Annotated in this window: 25 protein-coding genes; 16 read left to right on the top strand and 9 right to left on the bottom strand. The window is 70.4% G+C overall.

Annotated features, from left to right (window positions below; translation table 11 throughout):
- Positions 1–204: 204 nt before the first annotated feature.
- A complete protein-coding gene (locus tag ACFYVL_RS44145) occupies positions 205–423 on the bottom strand; it encodes an MbtH family protein (protein WP_389255758.1) in 219 nt (72 codons plus the stop codon).
- A gap of 379 nt (positions 424–802) precedes the next feature.
- On the opposite strand from ACFYVL_RS44145, the gene ACFYVL_RS44140 reads away from it, so the two are divergent.
- Together ACFYVL_RS44140 and ACFYVL_RS44135 are read left to right on the top strand one after the other, a co-directional pair.
- Complete coding sequence (locus tag ACFYVL_RS44140) at positions 803–1,231, top strand: hypothetical protein (protein WP_389255756.1); 429 nt, start codon at positions 803–805, stop codon at positions 1,229–1,231.
- A 156-nt stretch (positions 1,232–1,387) separates the two neighbouring features.
- Positions 1,388–2,464, top strand: a complete 1,077-nt coding sequence (locus ACFYVL_RS44135) for a LuxR C-terminal-related transcriptional regulator (RefSeq protein ID WP_389255754.1) — start codon at positions 1,388–1,390, stop codon at positions 2,462–2,464.
- 185 nt (positions 2,465–2,649) lie between these two features.
- Here the strand turns inward: ACFYVL_RS44135 and ACFYVL_RS44130 are convergent, their stop codons facing one another.
- Complete coding sequence (locus ACFYVL_RS44130; protein ID WP_389255752.1) at positions 2,650–3,171, bottom strand: flavin reductase family protein; 522 nt, start codon at positions 3,169–3,171, stop codon at positions 2,650–2,652.
- A 482-nt stretch (positions 3,172–3,653) separates the two neighbouring features.
- On the opposite strand from ACFYVL_RS44130, the gene ACFYVL_RS44125 reads away from it, so the two are divergent.
- Both ACFYVL_RS44125 and ACFYVL_RS44120 read left to right on the top strand, forming a co-directional pair.
- Positions 3,654–4,583 (top strand): TauD/TfdA family dioxygenase, encoded by a 930-nt coding sequence (locus ACFYVL_RS44125; protein WP_389255750.1) that lies wholly within the window; start codon positions 3,654–3,656, stop codon positions 4,581–4,583.
- 31 nt (positions 4,584–4,614) lie between these two features.
- Positions 4,615–5,430 carry a 4'-phosphopantetheinyl transferase family protein gene (locus ACFYVL_RS44120; protein WP_389255748.1) on the top strand — a complete coding sequence of 272 codons (816 nt, stop codon included), beginning with the start codon at positions 4,615–4,617 and terminating at the stop codon, positions 5,428–5,430.
- A 51-nt stretch (positions 5,431–5,481) separates the two neighbouring features.
- On the opposite strand, the gene ACFYVL_RS44115 is transcribed toward ACFYVL_RS44120, so the two are convergent.
- Positions 5,482–7,092 (bottom strand): BTAD domain-containing putative transcriptional regulator, encoded by a 1,611-nt coding sequence (locus ACFYVL_RS44115; RefSeq protein ID WP_389255746.1) that lies wholly within the window; start codon positions 7,090–7,092, stop codon positions 5,482–5,484.
- A 435-nt stretch (positions 7,093–7,527) separates the two neighbouring features.
- Positions 7,528–7,896, bottom strand: coding sequence for a hypothetical protein (locus ACFYVL_RS44110; RefSeq protein ID WP_389255744.1), 369 nt, complete (start codon positions 7,894–7,896; stop codon positions 7,528–7,530).
- A 416-nt stretch (positions 7,897–8,312) separates the two neighbouring features.
- On the opposite strand from ACFYVL_RS44110, the gene ACFYVL_RS44105 reads away from it, so the two are divergent.
- Positions 8,313–8,981, top strand: a complete 669-nt coding sequence (locus ACFYVL_RS44105) for a DUF4097 family beta strand repeat-containing protein (protein WP_389255742.1) — start codon at positions 8,313–8,315, stop codon at positions 8,979–8,981.
- 196 nt (positions 8,982–9,177) lie between these two features.
- On the opposite strand, the gene ACFYVL_RS44100 is transcribed toward ACFYVL_RS44105, so the two are convergent.
- Positions 9,178–10,200: a response regulator transcription factor gene (locus tag ACFYVL_RS44100; protein ID WP_389255740.1), complete on the bottom strand. Its 1,023-nt coding sequence runs from the start codon at positions 10,198–10,200 to the stop codon at positions 9,178–9,180.
- A gap of 168 nt (positions 10,201–10,368) precedes the next feature.
- Here ACFYVL_RS44100 and ACFYVL_RS44095 point away from each other — a divergent pair, with 168 nt between their 5' ends.
- A complete protein-coding gene (locus ACFYVL_RS44095; protein ID WP_389255738.1) occupies positions 10,369–10,569 on the top strand; it encodes a hypothetical protein in 201 nt (66 codons plus the stop codon).
- 64 nt (positions 10,570–10,633) lie between these two features.
- Entirely contained in the window at positions 10,634–10,909 is a 276-nt protein-coding gene (locus tag ACFYVL_RS44090) for a response regulator transcription factor (protein ID WP_389255736.1), read from the top strand.
- Between the two features lie 156 nt (positions 10,910–11,065).
- Here the strand turns inward: ACFYVL_RS44090 and ACFYVL_RS44085 are convergent, their stop codons facing one another.
- A complete protein-coding gene (locus ACFYVL_RS44085) occupies positions 11,066–11,560 on the bottom strand; it encodes a hypothetical protein (protein WP_389255734.1) in 495 nt (164 codons plus the stop codon).
- 373 nt (positions 11,561–11,933) lie between these two features.
- On the opposite strand from ACFYVL_RS44085, the gene ACFYVL_RS44080 reads away from it, so the two are divergent.
- Together ACFYVL_RS44080 and ACFYVL_RS44075 are read left to right on the top strand one after the other, a co-directional pair.
- Positions 11,934–12,410 (top strand): ricin-type beta-trefoil lectin domain protein, encoded by a 477-nt coding sequence (locus ACFYVL_RS44080; RefSeq protein ID WP_389255732.1) that lies wholly within the window; start codon positions 11,934–11,936, stop codon positions 12,408–12,410.
- 52 nt (positions 12,411–12,462) lie between these two features.
- Positions 12,463–12,870: a hypothetical protein gene (locus ACFYVL_RS44075; protein WP_389255730.1), complete on the top strand. Its 408-nt coding sequence runs from the start codon at positions 12,463–12,465 to the stop codon at positions 12,868–12,870.
- A 407-nt stretch (positions 12,871–13,277) separates the two neighbouring features.
- Here ACFYVL_RS44075 and ACFYVL_RS44070 read toward each other — a convergent pair whose 3' ends face one another.
- Both ACFYVL_RS44070 and ACFYVL_RS44065 read right to left on the bottom strand, forming a co-directional pair.
- On the bottom strand, positions 13,278–13,790 hold the full coding sequence (locus tag ACFYVL_RS44070; RefSeq protein WP_389255728.1) for a stress protein: 513 nt from the start codon (positions 13,788–13,790) through the stop codon (positions 13,278–13,280).
- Positions 13,791–13,886: 96 nt separating this feature from the next.
- A complete protein-coding gene (locus tag ACFYVL_RS44065) occupies positions 13,887–14,060 on the bottom strand; it encodes a hypothetical protein (RefSeq protein ID WP_389255726.1) in 174 nt (57 codons plus the stop codon).
- A gap of 239 nt (positions 14,061–14,299) precedes the next feature.
- On the opposite strand from ACFYVL_RS44065, the gene ACFYVL_RS44060 reads away from it, so the two are divergent.
- From ACFYVL_RS44060 to ACFYVL_RS44030, 7 genes are all read left to right on the top strand, one after another.
- Positions 14,300–15,265 carry a helix-turn-helix transcriptional regulator gene (locus tag ACFYVL_RS44060; protein WP_389255724.1) on the top strand — a complete coding sequence of 322 codons (966 nt, stop codon included), beginning with the start codon at positions 14,300–14,302 and terminating at the stop codon, positions 15,263–15,265.
- Between the two features lie 67 nt (positions 15,266–15,332).
- Positions 15,333–15,797, top strand: coding sequence for a ricin-type beta-trefoil lectin domain protein (locus ACFYVL_RS44055; protein WP_389255722.1), 465 nt, complete (start codon positions 15,333–15,335; stop codon positions 15,795–15,797).
- Positions 15,798–16,488: 691 nt separating this feature from the next.
- Positions 16,489–17,790 (top strand): AAA family ATPase, encoded by a 1,302-nt coding sequence (locus tag ACFYVL_RS44050; protein WP_389255720.1) that lies wholly within the window; start codon positions 16,489–16,491, stop codon positions 17,788–17,790.
- 593 nt (positions 17,791–18,383) lie between these two features.
- Positions 18,384–18,635, top strand: a complete 252-nt coding sequence (locus tag ACFYVL_RS44045; RefSeq protein WP_389255718.1) for a hypothetical protein — start codon at positions 18,384–18,386, stop codon at positions 18,633–18,635.
- Entirely contained in the window at positions 18,598–19,137 is a 540-nt protein-coding gene (locus ACFYVL_RS44040) for a DUF6879 family protein (RefSeq protein WP_389255716.1), read from the top strand. Before ACFYVL_RS44045 ends, ACFYVL_RS44040 begins: the two co-directional genes overlap by 38 nt.
- 2 nt (positions 19,138–19,139) lie before the next feature.
- Positions 19,140–19,976: a Scr1 family TA system antitoxin-like transcriptional regulator gene (locus ACFYVL_RS44035; protein WP_389255714.1), complete on the top strand. Its 837-nt coding sequence runs from the start codon at positions 19,140–19,142 to the stop codon at positions 19,974–19,976.
- A gap of 140 nt (positions 19,977–20,116) precedes the next feature.
- Positions 20,117–20,518: a DUF6415 family natural product biosynthesis protein gene (locus ACFYVL_RS44030; RefSeq protein WP_389255710.1), complete on the top strand. Its 402-nt coding sequence runs from the start codon at positions 20,117–20,119 to the stop codon at positions 20,516–20,518.
- Positions 20,519–20,589: 71 nt separating this feature from the next.
- On the opposite strand, the gene ACFYVL_RS44025 is transcribed toward ACFYVL_RS44030, so the two are convergent.
- The coding region (locus ACFYVL_RS44025; RefSeq protein ID WP_389255708.1) for a WD40 repeat domain-containing protein at positions 20,590–22,260 on the bottom strand (1,671 nt) is incomplete at its 5' end.

The following is a 22,260-nucleotide window of genomic DNA, read 5'->3' as shown; positions in this document are numbered from 1 at the left end:
GACACCCCGACCGTCCCCACGCGGCCCACCCCCTCCCGGCCGCACCGGGGGTCCCGGCGCCCGCGGGCCGCCCCCCCCCCCCGGGGGCGGGGGGGGCCCCCCCCGGGCGGGCCCCGCCCGCGGGACACACAAGGGAAGGGGCCGCGGTGGTGATCCCACCGCGGCCCCTTCCCTGTGCCGTACTGTGCCGTGCTCGTGCGCGGTTCAGGCCGCGCTGCCCGCCATGGCCCTGACCAGGCTCAGCGGACGCATGTCGGTCCAGTGGGTCTCGACGTACTCCAGGCAGGCGGCACGGGAATCCTCCCCGTGCACGGTCCGCCAGCCCGAGGGGATCTCGGCGAACGCCGGCCACAGCGAGTGCTGGCCCTCGTCGTTGACGAGCACGTAGTACGACGCCTCTTCGTTCTCGAACGGATTGGCCACGGTGCCACCTCACAAGTGCGCGCGGAAATGCGGTTGGTGAGAGCGTCGGTGGCCCCTCTACAGGATTCCTACGCCGCCCCGCCGGATCGATCATGTGCCGGATCGGCTCCCGGCGGCCCCCGCACCGCCGCTGCCTGCGGCTTTCCGCGGTACGGGGGGTGCGGAAGGGGGCCGGGAGGCCGCAGGTGCCGGTGCTGTCAGTTTGATGCCATCGCAGCAGGATGAAGGTTCTTTTCCTGGCGGACCCCCGAATCCGGCGGCAAGAATCCTTCTCGTGGAAACACGGCAGACACCGCCGGAATCCCGCCGACGAGAACACCGGCGGAAGATCGGAAGTGATTGCCGGCCGGAGTCAGAATTACCTTGGGGGAGTCGGGAAATGAAGTCCACCGCAATACAGAAGATTTCCGTGGCCGGTGCGGCCCTCTTCTCGCTGGTCGTCGTACAGATGGCCGCCGGAACCGCATTTGCCAGTGACAAGGACGCACTTCACCAGGCGCGGCCGACGAGTGCCGCGGTCGTCACCGCCGAGCCCTCCGACCCCGGCTGGCAGAACCCCGGCCCCGGCCTGCGCACCGACGACGCGGTGACCGGCGACCCCGGCTGGCAGACCCCTCCCACCGGCCTGCAGTCCGACGTCACGGTAACTTCCGACCCCGGCTGGCAGAACCCCGGCACCGGCCTGCGCGCCGATGTCACCGACCCTTCCGACCCGGGGTGGCAGAATCCCCCGACCGGTGGCCGGAACCTTGTCGTCGACCCTTCCGACCCGGGCTGGCAGAACCCCCCGACCGGCATCTCGGGATGACGCGCTGACTAATTCCCGCAACAGTCACCCTTCCCCTCGTCCGGGGAAGGGTGACTTATTTTGGCCATGCTTACGTGTTACACTGCGCGGCGTCGTGGAGAGCTTGCGGTGATTTCGTACGACAGGCGTGGGGGACGCGTGCTGGAGCCCATTGGGTTGAGCGAAGACGCAACCGAGGTTTATCGAGCCTCATTACTGAATTCCTGCGGATCCATCGAGGAACTGACACGGCTGGTCGGCCGCCCGGTGGAAACCGTCCGCAGCGCCCTGGACGACTGCGTCCGGCTGGGCCTGATCCGCCCCTCCTGGGAGGTCCCCGGCCAGCTCCGGGCCACCAGCCCCGACGTCGCCCTCCAGGCCCTGCTCGCCCGCCAGGAATCCACCCTGCTCGCCCGGCAGCGCCAGATGGCCGAGGCCCGGGTGGAGGTCGCCCGGCTCATGGAGGAGTTCTCCGCCTCCCGCAACCGAAGACGCGGCGAGGTCGAACGGCTCGAAGGCATCGACCAGATACGCGACCGCATCGAGGAACTCACCCTCAACTGCGAGCGCAGCCTGGTCACCCTGGCCCCCGGCGGACACCAGAACTCCGACAACCGCGAAGCCGCCCGCCCCCTCAGCCAGTCCCTGCGCGAGCGCGGCGTCGCCGTGCGCACCATCTACCTGGACAGCATCTACAACGACCCCGCCACCCTCGAACACGCCCGCTGGCTGGTCGAACTCGGCGACGACGTACGCACCGTGGCCTCCCTCCCCGCCCGCATGATCGTCTTCGACGGCGAGGCGGCCATCCTGCCCATGGACCCCGACAACAGCGGCACCGGCGCCCACCTCTTCCGCGGCCGCGGCCTGCTGGCCGGACTGTGCGAACTCTTCCACCTCATCTGGGAGCGCTCCGCCCCCCTCACCACCGCCCGCCGCCAGCGCACCAGCACCGACTCCCAGGGACTCACCAGCCAGGAGAAGGCCGTACTGCGCCTGCTCGGCGAAGGATTCACCGACGAGGGAGTCGCCCGCAAACTCGGCGTCTCGGTGCGCACCGGCCGCCGCATCACCGCCGACCTCATGGGCCGGCTCGGCGCCAAGAGCCGCTTCCAGGCCGGACTGCGCGCCGCCCGCCTCGGCTGGCTCGACGAACTCCACACCCCCGACGCCGAACTCGACGGCCTCCTGGAACACACCCCCAAGGAAATCGCCGCCGCCGTCCCCCACCCCCGCTCCGGCGCCGGCTCCTGACCCGCCCGCCCCGCCACGGGAACCCGGCGGACGCGTGGCGGCCGGCCCCACGAAGGAGCCGGCCGCCACGCACCGCCGAAGAATAAGGGAACCGGCCGAATCCCGGCCGGGAAAAGCACCCGGAAAAAAAGCCGGGAAAACACGCGGGAAAAACGGACAGGGACCAGGGACAGGGCCGTCCCGGCTCAGGCGGTACGCGCCCGCACCAGCGGCGAACCGAGAAAACCGCCCCGGTAGAACAGCAACGGGCCCTCCTCCTCCACCGCGTCGCCCACACTCAGGTCCAGCACCCGCCCCAGCACGATCCGGTGATCACCGGCCGGCACCACCGACTCGATCCGGCAGTCCACCCAGGCGAGCCCCCCGGCGATGCGCGGCGAACCCGTCACCGCGGCCGGAGCCCACTGCACCCCGGCGAACTTGTCCGCGCCGCTGCGCCCGAACCCCCGGCACAACTCGGCCTGGTCCGCGGCCAGCACGGTCGCGCAGAACGACCCCGCCCGCTCGATCCGCGGCCCGCTCGACGACGTACCGGCCACCGCGAACGACACCAGCGGCGGATCCAGCGAGAGCGACACGAAGGACTGGCAGGCGAAACCGACCGGCCGGCCCTCGTCGACGGCGGAGATGATCGTCACCCCCGTACAGAACCTGCCGAGGACCTCCCGGAAGCGACGCTGATCGAGGCGGATGGCGGTGGCGGTCATGTTCACGAGCACCTCACAGGGCAGAAGGAACGACGGAGAACGGGCCCGCCCGCCGGCCCGGCGGCACAGCCCGCCACCTTGAGCCGTGGGGCGCCGGTCAGGGGCCGGCCCACCCCCGCATCCTCGTGCCGTCTCCACCGGCACCCGCGGGAGGAACCACCCGGCGTCTTCCGTCACATCGTCGGGGGCACAAACTCCCGGCGGCCTCTACGCGCCGCCTATAAGGCCCTGCCTCCCGGCCCCGCCCGCACACCCCCAACAAGCCACCGCCACCACGCCCGTGGCGCGAACTCCCGCCCGGCATAGGAACGCAGTAGGCGGCCCGCATTCGATGGGTCACGTGCCGTAGGCGTCCGGCGCGCTTTTCCCGTCCCCTCTCACCCCCTCTCACCCGGCAGCCGCCCACCGGCCGGCCCCCCGACCCCGGGGCGCGGCCGGCACCCGGCCGGCCGCCCCCGTTGAGACGCTGAAGAAAGGCCGCTATGGCGATGGAGGACTGGACCCCTCTGGAGATCGATCCAGAAGGAATCGGCGGCCCCGAAGAGCTCGTCGATCGGCTCAAAGCCATGGGCCCCGAAGAACTGGGCACCCTCCTCACCGAGGAGAAGGCCGTCGTCTTCCGCGACTTCGACATCACCGCGGACAGCCTCAACGACATCCTCGACCTGGTGCTGCCCAACCGGTTCGGACGCCCCAAGCGGTGCGACCGCATCGGCGGCAACATCCGCATCGCCGGCGAGGACCGGCCGCACGCCGTCGTCGCCCCGCACCACGAGATGAGCTGCAACCACGTCTGGCCCACCCGCCTCGCCCTCCACTGCCACACCGCCCCCAGCAGCGGCGGCGCCACCGTGGTCGTCGACGGCGAACGCTGGCTCGACGCCCTCGACCCCGAAGTGCGCGAACGCTTCGCCCCCGGAGTGCGCTACGTGCGCTACCTGCACGACGGCCCCGGCCTCGGCGACAGCTGGCAGGACACCTTCGAGACCACCCACCGCGAAGAGGTCGAGGTCTTCCTCGACGGCACCGGTGACGAATGGTCGTGGAAGGCCGACGGCGGCATCCAGGTCTCCCGGATCCGGCCCGCCACCGTGGCCCACCCGGTCACCGGCGCCGAGGTCTGGTTCAACCAGGTCCACCGCTGGTACCCGCCCGCGCACGACGACGACCCCGCCGGCGCCGCCCTCTCCCGGGTCCTCCCGGTCGACGCACCGCCCCGCGACGTCACCTTCACCGACGGCTCCCCGATCCCCGAGGAGTACGTGCTCCAGATCTCCGACCGGGGCTTCGACCACGCCGTGGACATCGAGTGGAACCGCGGCGACCTGATGCTTCTCGACAACGTGGCACTCGCCCACGGACGTCGCCCCTTCACCGGCCGCCGATGCATCTGCGTGGCCATGTCGGACTGACGCCCCCCGACCCCGTCAAGGAAGCTGCCCCATGCACGATGCCTCATACCGAAGTCTGCGCGAGAACGACGCCGTCCACCTCTGGCAGGGCCGTGCCCGGGACGAACCCGACCCCGGGGAACTCGCCCTGCTCTCCGCCGAGGAACGCGAAATCGCCGCCCGCAGACCCGCACCCGTCGGCACCTGGTACGCGCACGCCCACGCCGAGGTCCGCCGCATCCTGGCCGGATACTGCAACGCCGACCCCCGCGAACTGCGCATGGGCAGATGGCCCTGCCCGCGCTGCCCCGACCCCGCCCACGGCCGGCCGCGCCTGCTCTTCCCCCGCACCGGCCTCGACTTCAACCTGTCCCGCTCCGGCCCCTACTGGCTCCTCGCCGTGGCCGCCGAGCGGCCCGTCGGCGTCGACCTGGAGACCGCACGGGCCCTCGACGACATCTGGAGCACCTCGCTCGTCGTCATGTCCCGCGCGGAACTGCGCCACCTCGCCTCGCTCCCCGACGACGGGACGCGCACCGCCGCGTTCTACCGCGCGTGGACCCGCAAGGAAGCCGTCGCCAAAGCCAGCGGAGTGGGCGTCGTGGCCGACCTCAGCACCATCGACGTACAACCCCACCTGCCGGGACCGGTGACCGTACGGCACGTCGAGCCACGCGGCCCCGACCTGTGGCTCGTACGCGATTTGCCCATCGGCCCCGACCGGTACGCCGCCCTGGCCAGGGAACCGGAAAGCACCGGCCCCGTCCTGCTGATCGACCCGGCCGGACCCCGCACCTCCGTGCACCAGCTCGCCGCACCCGCCATCCCACCACCGCGCCCGGCCCCCGCACCCCACCCGGGAGGGTGAGCAAGCGCGGGGGCACCGGCACGGCCGCACCACCCGGCCCGGCAGCACACCTCAGGCCACCGACTCCTCGGCGGGGCAGCACGTCCCCGCGAACAGCCGCACCAACTCGTGGAGCCGGTAGACCGGTACGCCCGGCTCGTCGGACACGGACAGCAGACCGTCGTCCACCAGGGCCTCCAGGCCCCGCTCCACCACGTCCGGCACCAGCCCCAGATCCCGGGCCGCCGACCGTGCGGAGAACACCCCCGGCCGCAACCGGGACAGGAGCATCAACAGCTCCCGCTCCTCCCGGTCCAGCCGGCCCAGCGACACCTCCAGGCTGCGGGGGACCGAAAGCCCCCGCGCCTGGAGCTCCCGCAGCCGGATCCGCGGATCCGCCAGCCGGCCCGCCAGCCGCCCCAGCGAGGCACCGGGCCGACCCGCCAGCCGCGTGGACACTATCCGCAGCGCCAACGGCAGCCCCGCACAGTGCCGCACGATCTCCCGCGCCGCCTCCCGCTCGGCCGTGATCCGCGCCGGGTCCACCGACGCGCACAGCATCCGCAACCCCTCCTCGCCGCCCAGCGGATCCAGCACGATCGTGTGCAGCCCGCCCACCGGTCCCAGCGCCGTACGACTGGTGATCAGCACCGCCGGCTCCGGCGCACCCGGCAGCAGCGGCGCCAGCTGCAACTCGCTCACCGCGTTGTCCAGCATGATCAGCAACCGCCGCCGGGCCGTCCGCGTCCGGTACAGCCGGATCAGCTCGTCCAGGTCCGGCTCCGCCGCACCCACCGGCTCACCCAGCGCACGCAACAACCCCACCAGGACATCGCGCGGATCCTGCGGCGAACCGTCCGGGTAGCTCAGATTCACATACAGCTGCCCGTCGGGAAACGCCTCCAGGCACTCGTTGGCCGCCCGCACCGCCAGCGCCGTCTTCCCACTGCCCGCCATCCCGGTCAGCAAGAACCGCCGCGCATGCCACGAACGCCCCTCGGACGGCGGCAACAGGCGCCGCAGCTCCGCGAGTTGCGTCTCACGGCCCACGAAGTCCGGGATGTCCGGCGGCAGCATCGCCGGCGGCACCAGCGCCGACACCGGCCGGGTCAGCGTGTCCGGGATCGGCTCACAGCTCAGCACCGCCTGGTACGCCGCCGCCAGCTCCGCCCCCGGATCCACCCCCAGCTCCTCCGCCAGCACCCGGCGCCCCTCGTGGTACGCGGAGAGCGCGTCCGCCTGCCGCCCGCACCGGTACAGGGCCTTCATCAACTGCGCCCGCATCCGCTCGCGCACCGGGAACTCGGCGACCAGCGCCGTCAGCTCCGGCACCACCTGACGGTGCCGGCCCAGCGCCAGGTCCACGTCGATCCGGTTCTCCGTCGCCGCCGCCCGCGCCTCCTCCAGCCGGGGCAGCTCGGTGTCGGCCAGGAACTCCGCCACGTTCGACAACGCGGACCCCCGCCACAACTCCAGCGCGTCCCGCAGATGCGTGTCCGCCCGCTCCAGCTCACCGGCCTCCTGCGCCTCCGCGCCCAACCGGGTCAGCCGCTCGAACTCCAGGAAATCCACCCGGGCGTTCCCGGTGTCCATGGCATAACCCGGCAACTGCCGCACTATCCGCACGCTCTCCCCGAGCTGCATCCGCAGCCGCGAAATGTACGTGTAGATCTGCGCACTCATCGTCGCGGGCGGATTCCACCCCCACAGAAGATGACTCAGCCTGGCATCGGAAACCATCCGCCCCCTGGCCAGCAGAAGCGCGGCAAGGACGGTCTTCACCTTCGTACCTGACAGGAGAATGTTCTCGCCGTCTCTGTGGGCCTCTACCGGGCCCAGAATTCGGAATTCCATGGCACCCCCGTTTGGTTGCTCTCCGGCGGCTCCAGTGTCGGCCCGAATCAGTCGGCGTGGCAGGTTCTGACTTGTCAGGAGGTTGCTACGGCAGGGCCCTGCAACTTCCTGACAACCACCACCGCTCCCGCCCGCGAAACCCCCGCCCGCACACATCCCTGGCCGTAACAGGCCATCGCGCAGCCACCCGCCCCGCTGGCCGGAGCAGGCCAAAGGCGGCCTCCGGAAGGAGACCGCCTCAAGGCAACGACCCGCACGAACGACTCAGGCGCTGAACGCTCCGAGCCTCGCCCCGGTCACCGGCGCCGCGAACTTCTCCACGTAGTCGAAGTCCTTCCGCACCTTGGGGTCACTGCTGAAGTGCGGACAGATCAACGGCCCGATGTCACTGGTCGACCCCATCGTGATGGACCAGCCCACACATCGGGCGTCCGGGAACCAGCCCGGCATCAGGTCCTCCACAAAACCGGTGACCCGCGTACTGCCGTCGCTCTGCGGGCACAGGGAAATCTCACCGCGCCCGAAATCCCGGTCCTCCTTCGCGGTGATACAGGCGGCCGACGCCGTCGGCGCCGCCTGAACGGCCGGCACGGTCAGCAACATCAAGGCTCCGGCGGCCGCGGCAGCGGTCAAGGCACGGAATATCGATCGCACTGGCCCTACTCCATCCTCTGGGGAAACGTCATCGACGGACGGAGCCCCCAAAGAACGGCACTTCACCCAGATCGGCTACGGGCTGCCGCACTCAGGGACGGGGAAACCGCCCGGACACGACTCTGCCGATCGCCCTACAGCAAACATATGCGGAGCGGCGAACTCCGCCGTCCCCGACGGCCGCACGTAGCGTTCAGCCCCTCTCCATTGCAACGCAATGGGGGCATACGTTGCATTGGATTCAGATCCATTGCAACACTTTTACTGCTCTGACCTGCAAGGATGACAATCAAGCGCAATGAAGCTGTTGCCACAACCTGGAAAGCTACGTAGCTTTTCGTTCATCAGAAACGGCGCGGCCAACAAGGGCCCGCCGCAGAAGAAGGAGCAGAACAATGCAGTTCACCACCACCGCCCCGATCACCACCGTCCTCGACATCCCCGCCGCCGACGTCCGGTTCATCGCCGCCGACCGCGCCGACACCACGGTCGAGGTCCGCCCCGCGAACGCCTCGCAGAACCGCGACGTGAAGGCCGCCGAGCAGATCACGGTCGACTTCACCGACGGCGTCCTGAGCGTCACCGCCGCACCGGCCAAGAACCGGATCCTCGGCAACTCCGGCTCCGTCGAGGTCACCGTCCAGCTCCCCGCCGGCTCCCACGTCCGGGCACAGGTCGCCGCAGGCGAACTGCGCGGCGTCGGCCGCCTCGGCGACGTCACCTTCGAGGCGGCCCAGGGCACGGTCAAGCTGGACGAGACCGCGAGCGCCCGCCTCACCCTCCTCGCCGGAGACATCACCGTCGGCCGCCTGGCCGGAGACAGCGAGCTCAACACCCAGAAGGGCGACCTGCGCATCACCGAAGCCGTACGCGGAAACCTCGAACTGGCCACCCAGGCGGGCGGGATCACCGTCGGCGCCGCCCCCGGAGCCTCCGCGACCCTCGACGCCGGCACCACGTACGGCCGCGTGCACAACGCCCTGAAGAACACCGAAGGAGCCGCCGCCGCCCTCCACATCCACGCCACCACCGCCTACGGCGACATCACCGCCCGGAGCCTCTGACGCCCGGTGGGCACCCCACGCCCCGCAACCCAACCCGCACCACGTCAGGCACAGCGCGAGGGCCCTCGCAGCGGAACGCCGCGAAGGCCCTCGGTACGTGTCGTCGTCACGGACCCAGGCGCGACGCGCCGGCTCCCCACCAGGGGACCCGGTGGCACCCTCGGCCACCGCCCGCCCGGTGCGGGCGCACCCCGCCTCACTCGTCGAGCAGCCCCGCACGCGCCGCCGCCACACCCGCCTGGAAGCGGCTCTCCGCCCCCAACTGCTCCAGGATGTCCGCGATGTGCCGACGCGCGGTACGCAGCGACATGCCCAGCCGACGGGCCACGGCCTCGTCCTTCAGCCCGGCCGCCAGCAGCCGCACGATCGTGTCGTCGACCGCCTGCGCCACCTGCGCGAGCCCTTCCTCGGCGGCCGCGGTGAACGGCTGGGCGAGCGCCCACGTCTGGTCGAAGATCTCGCACAGGTAGGCCACCAGGGATTCCTGCCGTACGACGACCGCCCCGAAGGAACCGTCGGCGAGTGGCAGGAAGGCGGTGTGCCGGTCGAAGACGATCAGCCGGCCGAACAGCTGGTGCGCCGTACGGTACTCGGCCCCCGACACCGAAACCTGCTCCACGTAGGCCTGGCAGGAGGCATTGAACCGGGCGGTGTGGTGGTACAGCGTCCGCATCCGCACGCCCCGCGAGAGCAGCGCCCGGTCACGGCGCAGCGACTCCTCCATCGCCTCGGGCGACTTGACCCCGCCCGGCTGACTGGCGATCACCTCGCTGCCGCAGCTGTGGGACTGGTACTCCAGCGCCGCGCGCACCTCCGACCGGCTCGCGATGACCTCCACGCTGTCACCCGCACGACCGCTCGACGCACCGAGGTAATGGGGGAGAAACCCTGCCAACATCGTTCTCTGGGCGGCGAGTCGGGTGTGCAGCTCGGCCATCCGCTCCTCCAGCGGAGCACAGACGGCGTGCACTGCCGCATGCGGCGCGACCGCCTGCGCCTGCCCGGGTTCCCGCGGATCGAGATGTACGAGCTGCAGGCGCACCAGCCGGTCGAGCGCCGCCTGCGCACCCCCGGGATCCAGGCCGAGCAGGCTCAGATGGGCGGCGAGCGCCTCGGGATCGACCTGACGGTGCTCCAGCACCCACGCGTAGACCGCGGTGTCGGTCCGATCAGGCCCGCACTCCGAAGCCTCGTACGGCAAATCCGCGCGTATGCCCATTTCGTCCCTTCGTCAGCTTGCTGCCGGGGAAGTTGGTGAGGGGCCCGCGGCATGGCGCTGTCCCTGCCACGCGCCACATCCTAGATCCACGAGAGGCACCCCCTCAAAGGGGGCCGATCAGTGAAGAACCGCCTGTCAGAACCCTGTTGAACGTTCCCTGGAGGAAACATGAAGTCCTGGTTCGTCACCGCCGCAGCCCTCATGGCCCTCCTCCCCGCGGCCCCCGCCCTCGCGGCCCACCCGACCGGCCACACCACACCGGCCGCCGCGTCCGCCGCCACCGCCCGGCACACCGCACCCCAGCACGCCACACCCCAGGACGACACCTCCTGGGGCTGCCACACGCCCCTGTGCAAGCCGCTCGACTGACCCGTCACCCCCAGCCCCGGGGCTGCCCACCGCGCCACACCGAAAGGCCGAAAGGGAGACACCGATGTCCCACACCGCGCCCCCGCGCCTCAGCGCCCGCGAACTGCAGATCCTCCGTCTCCTCCTGGACGGCTCCACCTACCCCGCGATCGCCCACCACCTCCGCCTCAGCCCGCACACCGTCGACACCTACCTGCGTCGCATCCGTGCCAAGACCGGAGCCTCCAACCAGTTCCAGCTCGCCGTCGTCGCCTGCCGCATCCACGGCCTCCCCGACGAAGCCCCCGGCCTCACCGTCACAGCGGGCACCGGCGCCCCCGGCCGGATCCCCACCGGCTGACGCCCGAGCCGGCCGCCCACGAGCCACCGCTTCTACACGCGCGAAGGGCGCGGTCGGCGATCCCGCCACGCCTTCACCGCGGCACCCGTCCGCCGGCCGGAGGGCACGTCCGTCAGCCGGACATCGGCCCTGGCGCCCCGCCCCGGCACCCCGAGCTCACGGCGTCTCACCGGGCTCGTCCGAGGAACTCCCCAGCACGGAGACCACCAGCTCCGCCTCAGGCGTGAGATCGGCCTCCCACCCCCAGTACGCGGGGACGTACAGCACATCCCCCTTGCGCAGCCGGAACGGCAACGAGCCGGTGTGCCGGCCCCCGTCCTCGTGCGCGCTCGCCCGAGGGGTCCGCTTCAGGGACCAGGAGCCCGCCCCCACCGTCTGATGCACCAACAGGTGCGCGACCGTGGTGCCGCTCGCCGGGCCGCCGGCCCGCCGCCGGCCGGGACGGCTGCGCACCGGCAGGTCCGTCAGCAGCCCCAGCGCCCGCGCGAACGCCTCCAGCTCGTGGGGCCCCGCCGCCGTGTCCAGCGCCGGATGGTCGTGCTCGGACCACATCATTCCCGGCGCCCGGTTCAGATGGACACCCAAGAAATAGGCCAACTCCCGCAAATGCAGGACTGCTTGCTCGTCGGCCGCTGGGTCCGTGTCCGGCATGGATCTCCTCCGTCCTTGGTCTCGCCGTGTCCGTCTGGCCAGGGCGGGTCGTGCGCCGGGCCGGTCCGGCCACAGGCGCGACGTATGCAGTGGTGAACGGAGACGCGCGTACCCCGCGCGGAGTTCCCACATGCGCGTTCCGAGGTGGGAGCAGTCTCCTGTACGGGACCACGGCGGGACCAGTCACGAGTCCCCGTGACCCCGCACGCCCGGGGGAGTGGAGCCACGAAGCCCCGGGGCCCCCTGCACGGTACCGCCGTTCCGGTGACGGAAATACGTGACTTGAGCGACCGGCCGGCCCACCGGCACAGTGCAGATGCCCCCGCAAGGTGGGGCCTTCACCATTCTTCGCACCCCACCGAGGGAGAATTCCATGCGTATTCGAAGAGGAATAGTCGGTGCCGCCGCTGCGGCGGGCGCAGGCGTCCTGCTGGTGACCGGCACGGCGACGACCGCCAACGCCGCCGAAATCAAGCAGTACCGAAACGCGCAGACGGGACTCTGCCTCGACTCCAGCGCCAACGGGTCCGTCTACACGAAGACGTGCGGCAGCGACAACCCGTACCAGAAGTGGGAGCGCAGGTACGAGGACGGCGTCCTCAGACTTCGGAACCTCAAGACCGGTCGGTGTCTCTCCAAGAGCACCGGGTCGAAGATCACCACTGAATCGTGCGTCACCAACGGCACGCAGCAATGGCTCGAAGAGAAGGCCAACGGCACCACCCGGATCACCGGATACGGCTGGCCGAGCGGAACTCTCGTCAAGGCCGCCGTGGACTCGAACGCCAAGGGCGACGCATACCTGAAGGAATACGGACCGGACAACCCCTACCAGCAGTGGTACGAGTAAATCCGCCGACACTTCGGCAAACCCCCGGTATCACGAGAGTGGAGAAAGCCACATGAAGAAGAGGCTCATCGGAGTCTGCGCAGCGGCCCTGCTCTCCCTGGGCGTGGCCGCGCCGGCCAGTGCGGCCCCCGCACCCGCGCCGCCCTACGACATCCTGACCATGGGAGAAGGACCGGTACTCCTCGGCGTCGTCTACGCCGACGCGAACTTCTCCGGGTCGCGCATCGAATTCCGCGGCAACTCGTGCAGCAAGGACAAGGACGGGGTTCCCGAGTACCAGTTCCCGCTGAACTCCGACTGGAGGTGGCAGATATCCTCCCTGCGGTTCTACGCCGCCTCCCAGAACTGCGAGCTCTGGCTGCGCGACAGGAACGGCGACAAGCTGTCCTTCGGCGGAATCACCTCGGTGAAGTGGCTGGGGGACTGGAACGACCAGACCGTGACCGTCCAGTTCACCTGACCGGCTTCCCCGCCCCTGGGCCCGACGCGTCAATTCCGTACCCAGTCACGCAAGTTCGGTGCCGTGAGGACCGCATCGACCTCGTCGGTGACATCCTCCTCGGAATCACCCGTACGGAATCCCAGGACGGCATAGCCGGTTCCGCACTCCAGTATTTCGCTGCACCAGTGGGACGGAAGCCGGGCGATGACGCGCAGACATGCCAATTCGGAAGCGGCATGGGGCGTACTACCGGTGATCCGAACTCTGTGTTCCACGATCTCATCTCCATTCGGTCGATGGGATCCGACGGTCTTGGGACGGACTCGGCATGGGCCGGTTCCCGAAGCGGGAGACCGGCCCATCTGCATGAGTTCTCAGGACCGACGAAACCGAGGAAGAGGACGAAGGAGGTCCGGGCGGTGAGATCAGAACTTGCTGAAGTTCACGGTGCCGCCGTCGCGGTTCCACACGCCCTGGAAGCCCCAGTTGATCCAGCCGCCGTCGCCGCGGTTGACGACGGTGCCCGACTCGAAGACGAGGACGCGGTAGCCGTAGGTGCTGTGGTGGTAGGTGACGTCGCCGACCACGCCCTTGAGGTCCAGCGAGTAGTTCAGCTTCGTGTTGATGACCATGATGTTGTAGCGCCCGCCGGCCTTGTTCCAGGCGTCTTCCAGCTGGTTCTTCACGAAGGTGTCCCGGCTCGCGTTCGCCTGCGCCTCCTCGATGGCGGACGCGATGATGCCGCCGATGATGTTGATGACGTCGACCCGGACCAGCGGGGAGAGGATCGACGTCGCACCCATCTGCCGGGCCTGCTGCGTCGCGGCCGGAGCAGGGGCCGGGTGGGCGGCGGCCTGCGCGGCGGTCGGCACCATCAGCCCGCCGACGGCGACGGCGCTGACGAGAGCGAGGGCGGCGCGCTTCAGGTTCTTCGACATGGCGAACTCCTTGTAAGGGATTTCGGGCAAAGGAATGCCCGGGATACGTGCGGAAGGGGTGAATCAGAAAGTGGTGGAGGACCGGCGGAGTACCGCTCATCCCCAGTCGTTGGTGAGGGGACCGACCAAAGCAGCGGTGTCCGGGGAGACGACCTGCCCGGCAGCGGAGGTACGGGGAGCCGCGTCGCCGGCCTGGGCGATCCCGGCGCCGCCGATGACCAGGAGGGCGGCGAGCGCACCGGATGCGATGCGGGAAGCGAAGCGGTTCACGGGGTACCTCCTGGAGCGGCAAGAGTGCTGGACAGTGGTGCGTCGCTCGGGCCCTCCCACCGTCGCCGTTTCGGCTTTCGTTCCGGCGGGCCGCCCTCACAAGAAGAATGTTGCCTGCTGGGAGGGGTCTTCGGCGGGCCGCGACCGTGCAGCAAGGAACCCGGTTCACGTGCAGTTTCCTGCACGCTCCCCGCCTCGCGCCCCCTGGGCGCCGAGCGGCATGCACGAGGAACACAGCCGTGGTGACGGCCGGACAGATCGGCAACGACCTCGGCTTCCTCGGCGTCTCCCCCGACGAGGAACGCTTCTACCGGGCCCTCCTGCGCAACCGCGAGGCCGCCGGAGACCACGAACAGGCCGTGCTCACCCGGATGCTGGAACTGGGCGTCGTGGTACGCACCCCGGCCGGCGGACTGCGCCCCCTCTCGCCCAAACGGGCCGTCGAGCGGCTGATCGAGCACCGGCTCGGCCAGGTACAGGACGACCTGGAGGAGACGGGCCGACGCGCGGGAGTCGTCGACTCCCTGAGCGCGGAGGCCGACCCCACCCGGACGACCACGTACGACAACCCGGCGATCCGCCAGATCGAGGGCCTGGAGGCGGTACGCAGCGCCATCGACGAGATGACCTTCTTCGCCCACACGGAGAACCTCACCACCAACCCGGTCGGAGTGCTCTCCCCGGAGTCGATCGAGGTCTCCCGCCCGATCGACCTGAGGATCCTGCGCAGAGGGGTCCGCATGCGGACCCTGATGGCATCGGCCTGCCTCCAGGACGGAACGACCATGGCCTACCTGCGGGAACTCGCCACCCAAGGAGCAGCCGTCCGGGTCTCTCCACACCCGCTGGAACGCATGATCATCTGCGACCGCGCGGTCGCCCTGACCCCCATCGACCCCGACAACACGGCCCGCGGAGCACTCCTGACCCGTGAGCCCGGCCTGGTCAGCACCGTGGTCTCGCTCTTCGAACGGATGTGGGCGGCATCCCAGGAACTCCCGGAAGAGACCCTTCCCACCCTCACCGAGACCGAGCACCGGATACTCCACACCCTGTACCTCGTCGACAAGGACGAGACCGGGGCGCGCCAACTCAACATGGCGCTACGGACCTACCGGAAACACGTCGCCCGCCTCATGGCCAGGCTCGACGCCGACAACCGGTTCCAGGCGGCACTCCGCGCCCGCGAACGAGGGTGGGTCTGAGCCAATACAGAAGTAATTCCTACGTAATTCCTGCCCCATTCCCACGCCTCTTCAAGGAGAAACTCCCATGCGCTTCACCAGAGGATTCGCCGGCGCCGCAGCTGTCATCGGGACAAGCGTCCTGCTGGTCACCGGCACGGCCTCGACCGCCAACGCCGCCGACGTCAGGCAGTACCGGAACGTCCAGACGGGGCTCTGCCTCGACTCCAGCGCCAACGGGTCGGTCTACACGAAGAGCTGCGGCAGCACCAACCCGTTCCAGAAGTGGGACCGCACGGTCCTGAACGGCAAGATCAAGCTCCGGAACGTCGGGACCGGGCGGTGTCTGACCATAGAGGACGCCTGGACCGAAGGACTCGTCACCGAGCCGTGCGACAGGAACGATCCCGAGCAGCTCTGGTGGGAGCTGTCCATCGGCGGAAAGTTCCGCATGATCGACGACCGCAACTACGCGGTCGACTCGAACACCAAGGGCAACGCCTACCTGAAGACCTACGGCGAGAGCAACCCGTACCAGCAGTGGTACGCCTGACAGACACAGGAAGCGGGGCGGGAACCGAAATACTCCGCCCCGCCTCAATTGCCCCTGCCACCCACCCACGGCAGCGGGACGACTCAGCTGCGGCGAGTGGCTGGTGCCCCACACCTCCGTACGAGAGCAACGCCCGGCAAGCGATCCGGAAGCGGAGCCACGATGGTCCGGTCCTGCCGCCCGCGGACGTAGACCGAGGGGGTGCCACCTGATTCGGGTGGTGTTGAAGCTCGATGGAGGCTCCGGACGCAACAACTCGACCGCGCGCGTGGCCGCTGGTTCGCCGACGTCGCCGTAGAGCTTCGCCCGGGCGTCGTCCGGATCCAGGCAGAGCCGTCCGTCCGGATCGGGCAGCGCGAGCAACCCCTCGCCAGGCTGACCGGGAGTGTCCGCGAGCACTTTGGCAGGCGCGGGGACCACCGGCTGGAGGTGCTCGATGAAACAGCCCGCCGGGGACCACCCCCGAATGCGCGGGGACCACGACGGTAAAAGCGCAGTTCAGCCCGATTACGGGTTTCTAGGAATCGGGAAACCAGGAATCGGTTTTCCCGGATTCGGCGGATCAGGCTTACTCCTTGAAGGACTCTGAGAAGGACTTTCTCTCTGGTCACAGACGTCCCTCAGGTGACGGCCCGAAACGGCAAACGAGAGAGAGGCGGCTGCGCCGGAGGGGGCGGGGGCTGATGTGGTCGTGGCCGCGTACGCCGGTGCGCTGGGCCGCCCTCTGCTGAACGGCTCCCGAACCCGCCTGCTGACGCAGGCGGCGGGTTTGCTGGCGGCGGGGTTGCCGGTGGCGTGGGCGGCGGCGCGGGCGGCAGACCTGCCGTGCGACCCGATCACGATGACGGCGACGCTGCGCAAGCTCGGCACCCTGGAGCGGATGGGCGGGGCGGTCGCGCTGCACCAGCTGCACGACGCGGTGCCCACCGTCGCGCACGCCCTGACGTACGCGGAGATCGTGAGCGAAGAAGCGCAGTGGCGGGCGCTCGCGGCCGCCAGCACCCGGACCATGACCGCCGTGCAGCGCCGGGAGGGCACCGCCTCGGAAGCGGCGGAGCGCGCGGTGGAGGACGTGCGCGGCGTCCGCGACCGCCAGGCGACGACCGACGCCCCGGCCCGGGACCTCCTGGACTTCCTGGAAGAGGTCGACGAAGAGCCGGAGTGGGTGATCCCCGGGGTGCTCGCCCGCTGGGACCGGCTGATGATCACGGCAGGGGAGGGCGGCGGCAAGAGCCTGCTGCTGCGGCAGATCCTCATGCGGGCGGCGGCCGGACTGCACCCCTGGAAGCGGGCCCGGATCAAGCCCGTGCGGGTACTTCTGGTCGACGCGGAGAACGCCGAGCCGCAGGTGCGGCCGTGGCTCGGCAAGATGCACCGCGCCGCTGCCGACGAGGGCGCGCCCGTCGGGCGCGGCCAGTTCCATCTGGAGGTGCGCCCCGATGGCCTGGACCTGACCGGCGCCGCCGACCGGGCGTGGCTGGCCCGCACGGTGGAACGGGTACGCCCGGACCTGATCAGCATCGGCCCGCTCTACAAGCTCACCACCAACGGCGCGAGTGACGAGGAGGCGGCCCGGCCGCTGATGAGCGCCCTGGAAATGGTCCGTTCCGCCTCGAACGGCGCGGCGATGGTCCTGGAGGCGCACTCCCCGCACCAGGCGGCCGACCGCAAGCGTCGGGACCTGCGTCCCATCGGCAGCTCGCTGTGGCTGCGGTGGCCGGAGTTCGGCTTCGGCCTGTCGCCGTCGACCGAATTCGGAGGCGAGGAAATGCGGCTCATGGACTGGGTGCCCTGGCGCGGGCCCCGTTCGGAGCGAACCTGGCCCGCGCAGTTCTGCGAGGGCGCGTCCTGGCCGTGGCAGGCCCTCGAACAGCGCGGTGACGCCCCCATCGGCGCCATCACGCTGACCGATGCCCAGGTGGCCGCGCTCCCCGCGCAGTACCGGGTCGGGCTCGACGGCACACCGGACCCGGAGCAGCAAGAAGCGTTCTAGCGGCCCTGTGCGGCCCTGTGAGCGCCGATCTCCCGCCTCGGGCCCCTCTGGGTGCCCGGGGGCAAGATCGGCGCTCACGCGGTCATGTGACGATCACTCACCGCATGCTCTGCGCCTCCGGTACGACAAGCGGCGGCTGTTCCTCTTCCTCATCACCTGTCCCGCCGCCGCTGGATCCGGGGTCCAACGCGCGCGCGTGACGCGCGCGCCGCGCGCGCGTAGGGGCCCCGCCAGCGGGACACATGGGACACCGGCGCGACAGTCAATGAGACAGGACGCCGGTTCACCCTTGCGGGTGATGGACGGGGTCCCGGCGGCGCAGGACGATCCGCAGAAAGCTGTGTGGTGGGCCGGTCGTGTGAGCGCGGCCGGCCCCGCGCGTGCCCCGTCCGCCCGGGGCCCGCACCACGCACCGCAGAGCCCGGCGAGACTCACACCACCCTCTCGCCGGGCTCTGCCGTGTCCGGGCGGCGGAGCCGCCCCGGGGAGTGCGTAGGTGGGGTGGCCCGGTCCGGCTATGGCGGACGACGGTGCGCGGCTGGTTGGCTGATGGTGCGCAATTACCCGCAAGCGGGGCGACGTTGGAGGCGATCATGGCTCTACGATTCGTAGGGATCGACCCGAACAGCGACACCGGGCAGTGCCCGACGGTATGGGTCGATGAGGCCACGTCCGAAGTGGTGATCCAGGGCTGGCTCCCCGACAAGGAAATGCTGGGGGAGTGTCTGGCGACGGGCCCGGTGCCCGACACCGAGGGCGTGGTGCGGATCCCGGCCCGCATGGTCGAGATTCTGAGGGAGGCGTGCGATGCCGCGGAGCGACACAACGGAGGCGCCGGGCTTTGACGTGCTGCTGGACAACGCCCGCCGCACGGCCGTGCACCTGGAGATGCGCGACGCGTACGGCGTCGCCCACGAATCCGCCGGCTTCGCCGACTGGCTGGAGACCGGAACCCGGAACACCGACCCGGCCTCGGAGTACTGGCGGTTCTGGGTGGACCTGGTGCAGCGCACCGTCGCCCGGGGCGTGATGGTGCGCCGCGCGCGGATCGTGTCCGAGCCGCTCTCCGACTACGCCCGCTACTCCCTGGCCGGCGCCCCGGTGAACGTCGCGGCCGGAGAGGAACTGCGCTACCTGCCCCGCCGCCGCGCCTCGGACATCGCCCTGCCCGGCAATGACTTCTGGCTGATCGACGACAAGGTGGTCCGCTTCAACCACTTCACCGGCAACGGAGCATCGGCCGGCGGAGAACTGACCGAGAACCCGGCCGTGGTCGCCCTGTGCGCGGGCGCGTTCGCGCAGGTGTGGGCGCGCGCGGTGCCCTACGAGGACTACAAGCCGACCTGACCATGTCCTCGCCCCTGTCCAGCGCCCAGGCGGCGCGCGTCGCGCTCGCCATGCGGCTGCGGCACCTGCGCCTGGACGCGGGCCTCACGAGCGGGGACCTGTCCGCGGCCTGCGGCTGGCACCCCGCCAAGACCTCCCGCATCGAGCACGCCAAAGTGGCGCCGTCGGATGCGGACCTGCGGGCCTGGTGCACCGCGTGCGCCGCCGACGACCAGGCACCGGACCTGATCGCCGCCGCCCGCAACGCCCACTCCATGTATGTGGAGTGGCGGCGCCTCAACCGCGGCGGGCTGACCAGCCTCCAGCGCGAGATCGCCCCGCTGATGGACCGCACCCGCCAGTTCCGGGTGTACTGCGCCCACGTCGTGCCCGGCCTCCTCCAGACCCGCGCCTACGCCGCCGCCGTCATCGCCGCGTACGGGCGCTTCCACCACGCCGCCACCGACATCGACACCGCGGCCGCCGCCCGCGTGAAGCGCTCCGCCGTCCTGCACAAACGCGGCCGGCGCTTCGCGTTCCTCATCGAAGAACCCGTCCTCCACTCCCGCCTCGTCGGCCAGGAGGTGGCCGCCGAACAGCTCGCGCACCTGGAAGAGATCGCGCACCTGCCGCAGGTCTCCCTCGGCATCGTCCCCGCCACTGCGCCCCGCCCGCTGTGGCCCACCGAGTCCTTCACCGTCTACGACGACACCCAGGTCGGCATCGAGCTGCTCTCCGCCCGCGTCACCCTCACCGCCCCCAGCGAGATCGTGCTCTACGAGCGGGCGTTCGCCGACCTCGCGGCCACCGCCGCCCACGGCCCCGCCGCCCTGGCCCTGATCCGCCGCGCCACCGGGTGAAACTCCGCAAAAACCCGCAAGAACGTTGAATGCCTGGTTCTGGCGTCCCTAGCGTCGACCGCGCCGGGACCCACCCCCAGCAGCAGCACGGCGGCCCCGGCGGACGCACTCCCGCGAGTGCCCGCACCCGGAGGCACCCCATGCCCGACCACCACCCCCAGTTCACCGTGGAGCCCGCAGCCGGCGCCCACGACTACCCCCTCGACACCGCCCTCATGGCGGCCACCGTCCAACGCGCCCACCGGGCGCTGCGCTCCCACCCGCTGCCCCGCCCCGACGACACCGAACTGCTCACCAGCCTGCTCCACTCCCACCTCGTGCTCCTCGTCCGCGAGACCCGGCCGGTCCTTGCCGCGATGGACCACGGCACCCTCGAATGGGACCGCCAGAAAGCCGTGCACGACGCCGCCCGCCGCGCCCTGGAAGCCGGACCCACCCACGGGCTGGCCGCCGCCGCGACCCACTTGCGCGAGCTGGCCACCGGCGTCGAACGCCTCCTCGCCCTGCTTGCCGACGCCCACCAAGGCGCCGACCACACCTGAGGACGACGCCAATGGAAGTACCCGACCTACCTGGCGGCCCGCTTACGTCCGGCTAATTCACTGCGCCGGAGTCAGCCGACAGGAGTCCAAAATCGCACCGTCTTGTCGCCGCCGGCGCTGGCGAGCAGGCTTCCGTCGGGGGAGAACGCCACCGAGTAGACCCTGTCGGTGTGGCCGGTGAGGGGGGTGCCGATCGGCTGTTGGGTGGTTGGGTCCCACAGCCGCACCGTCATGTCTTCGCTGGCGGTGGCGAGGAGGTTTCCGTCGGGGGAGAACGCCACCGCGTAGACCGGTCCGTTGTGTGCTGCGAGGGGGGTGCCGATCGGTTGTCGGATGGCCGGGTCCCACAACCGCACCTTCTCGTCGTGGCCGGCGGTGGCGAGGAGGTTTCCGTCGGGGGAGAACGCCACCGCGTAGACCGGTCCGTTGTGTGCTGCGAGGGGGGTGCCGATCGGTTGTCGGATGGCTGGGTCCCACAACCGCACCGTCATGTCTTCGCTGGCGGTGGCGAGGAGGCTGCCGTCAGGGGAGAACACCACCGCCCTCACCGGTCCGTTGTGTGCTGCGAGGGGGGTGCCGATCGGTTGTCGGATGGCCGGGTCCCACAACCGCACCTTCTCGTCGTGGCCGGCGGTGGCGAGGAGGTTTCCGTCGGGGGAGAACGCCACCGCGTAGACCGGTCCGTTGTGTGCTGCGAGGGGGGTGCCGATCGGTTGTCGGATGGCCGGGTCCCACAACCGCACCTTCTCGTCGTGGCCGGCGGTGGCGAGGAGGTTTCCGTCGGGGGAGAACGCCACCGCGTAGACCGGTCCGTTGTGTGCTGCGAGGGGGGTGCCGATCGGTTGTTGGGTGGCTGGGTCCCACAGCCGCACCGTCATGTCTTCGCTGGCGGTGGCGAGGAGGCTGCCGTCAGGGGAGAACACCACCGACACAAGTTCTTCGGGGCTGTTCAGGGAGATTGTCGCTGGCTTCCCTGTGGTCACAGCATTCAGGAACGCCCTGACCGCGAGGGATCCGGTCGACGCCGATGCAGGGTGAACCTCATCCCGTTTGTACAACCGCACCGTCTTGTCGTCGCTGGCGGTGGCGAGGAGGTTGCCGTCGGGTGAGAACGCCACCGCCGTCACCGTGCTGGTGTGGCCGGTGAGGCTGCCGATGGGTTGCTGGGTGGCCGGGTCCCACAACCGGACGGTGCGGTCGTCGCTGGCGGTGGCGAGGAGCCTGCCGTCGGGTGAGAACGCCACCGACAAGACCGTGCTGTTGTGGCCGGTGAGGCTGCCGATGGGTTGCTGGGTGACCGGGTTCCACAACCGCACTATCCCGTCGCGGCCGGCGGTGGCGAGGAGGCTGCCGTCGGGGGAGAACGCCACCGCCGTCACCGTGCCGGTGTGGCCGGTGAGGGGGCTGCCGATGGGTTGCTGGGTGAACGGGTTCCACAACCGCACCGTCTTGTCACGGCTGGCGGTGGCGAGGAAGCTGCCGTCGGGTGAGAACGCCACCGACAAGACCGTGCTGTTGTGGCCGGTGAGGGGGGTGCCGATGGGTTGTTGGGTGGCCGGGTCCCACAACCGGACGGTGCGGTCGTTGCTGGCGGTGGCGAGGAGTCTCCCGTCGGGTGAGAACGCCACCCCATAGACCGCGCGGCCGTGGCCGGTGAGGGGGGTGCCGATGGGTTGTTGGGTGGCCGGGTCCCACAACCGGACGGTGCGGTCGTTGCTGGCGGTGGCGAGGAGTCTCCCGTC

Origin of the sequence: Streptomyces sp. NPDC004111, assembly GCF_042874215.1 — a bacterium.
Lineage (GTDB): Bacteria > Actinomycetota > Actinomycetes > Streptomycetales > Streptomycetaceae > Streptomyces.
Note: the sequence above shows the minus strand (reverse complement) of the source record. Positions and strands in the feature narration are given on the sequence as shown.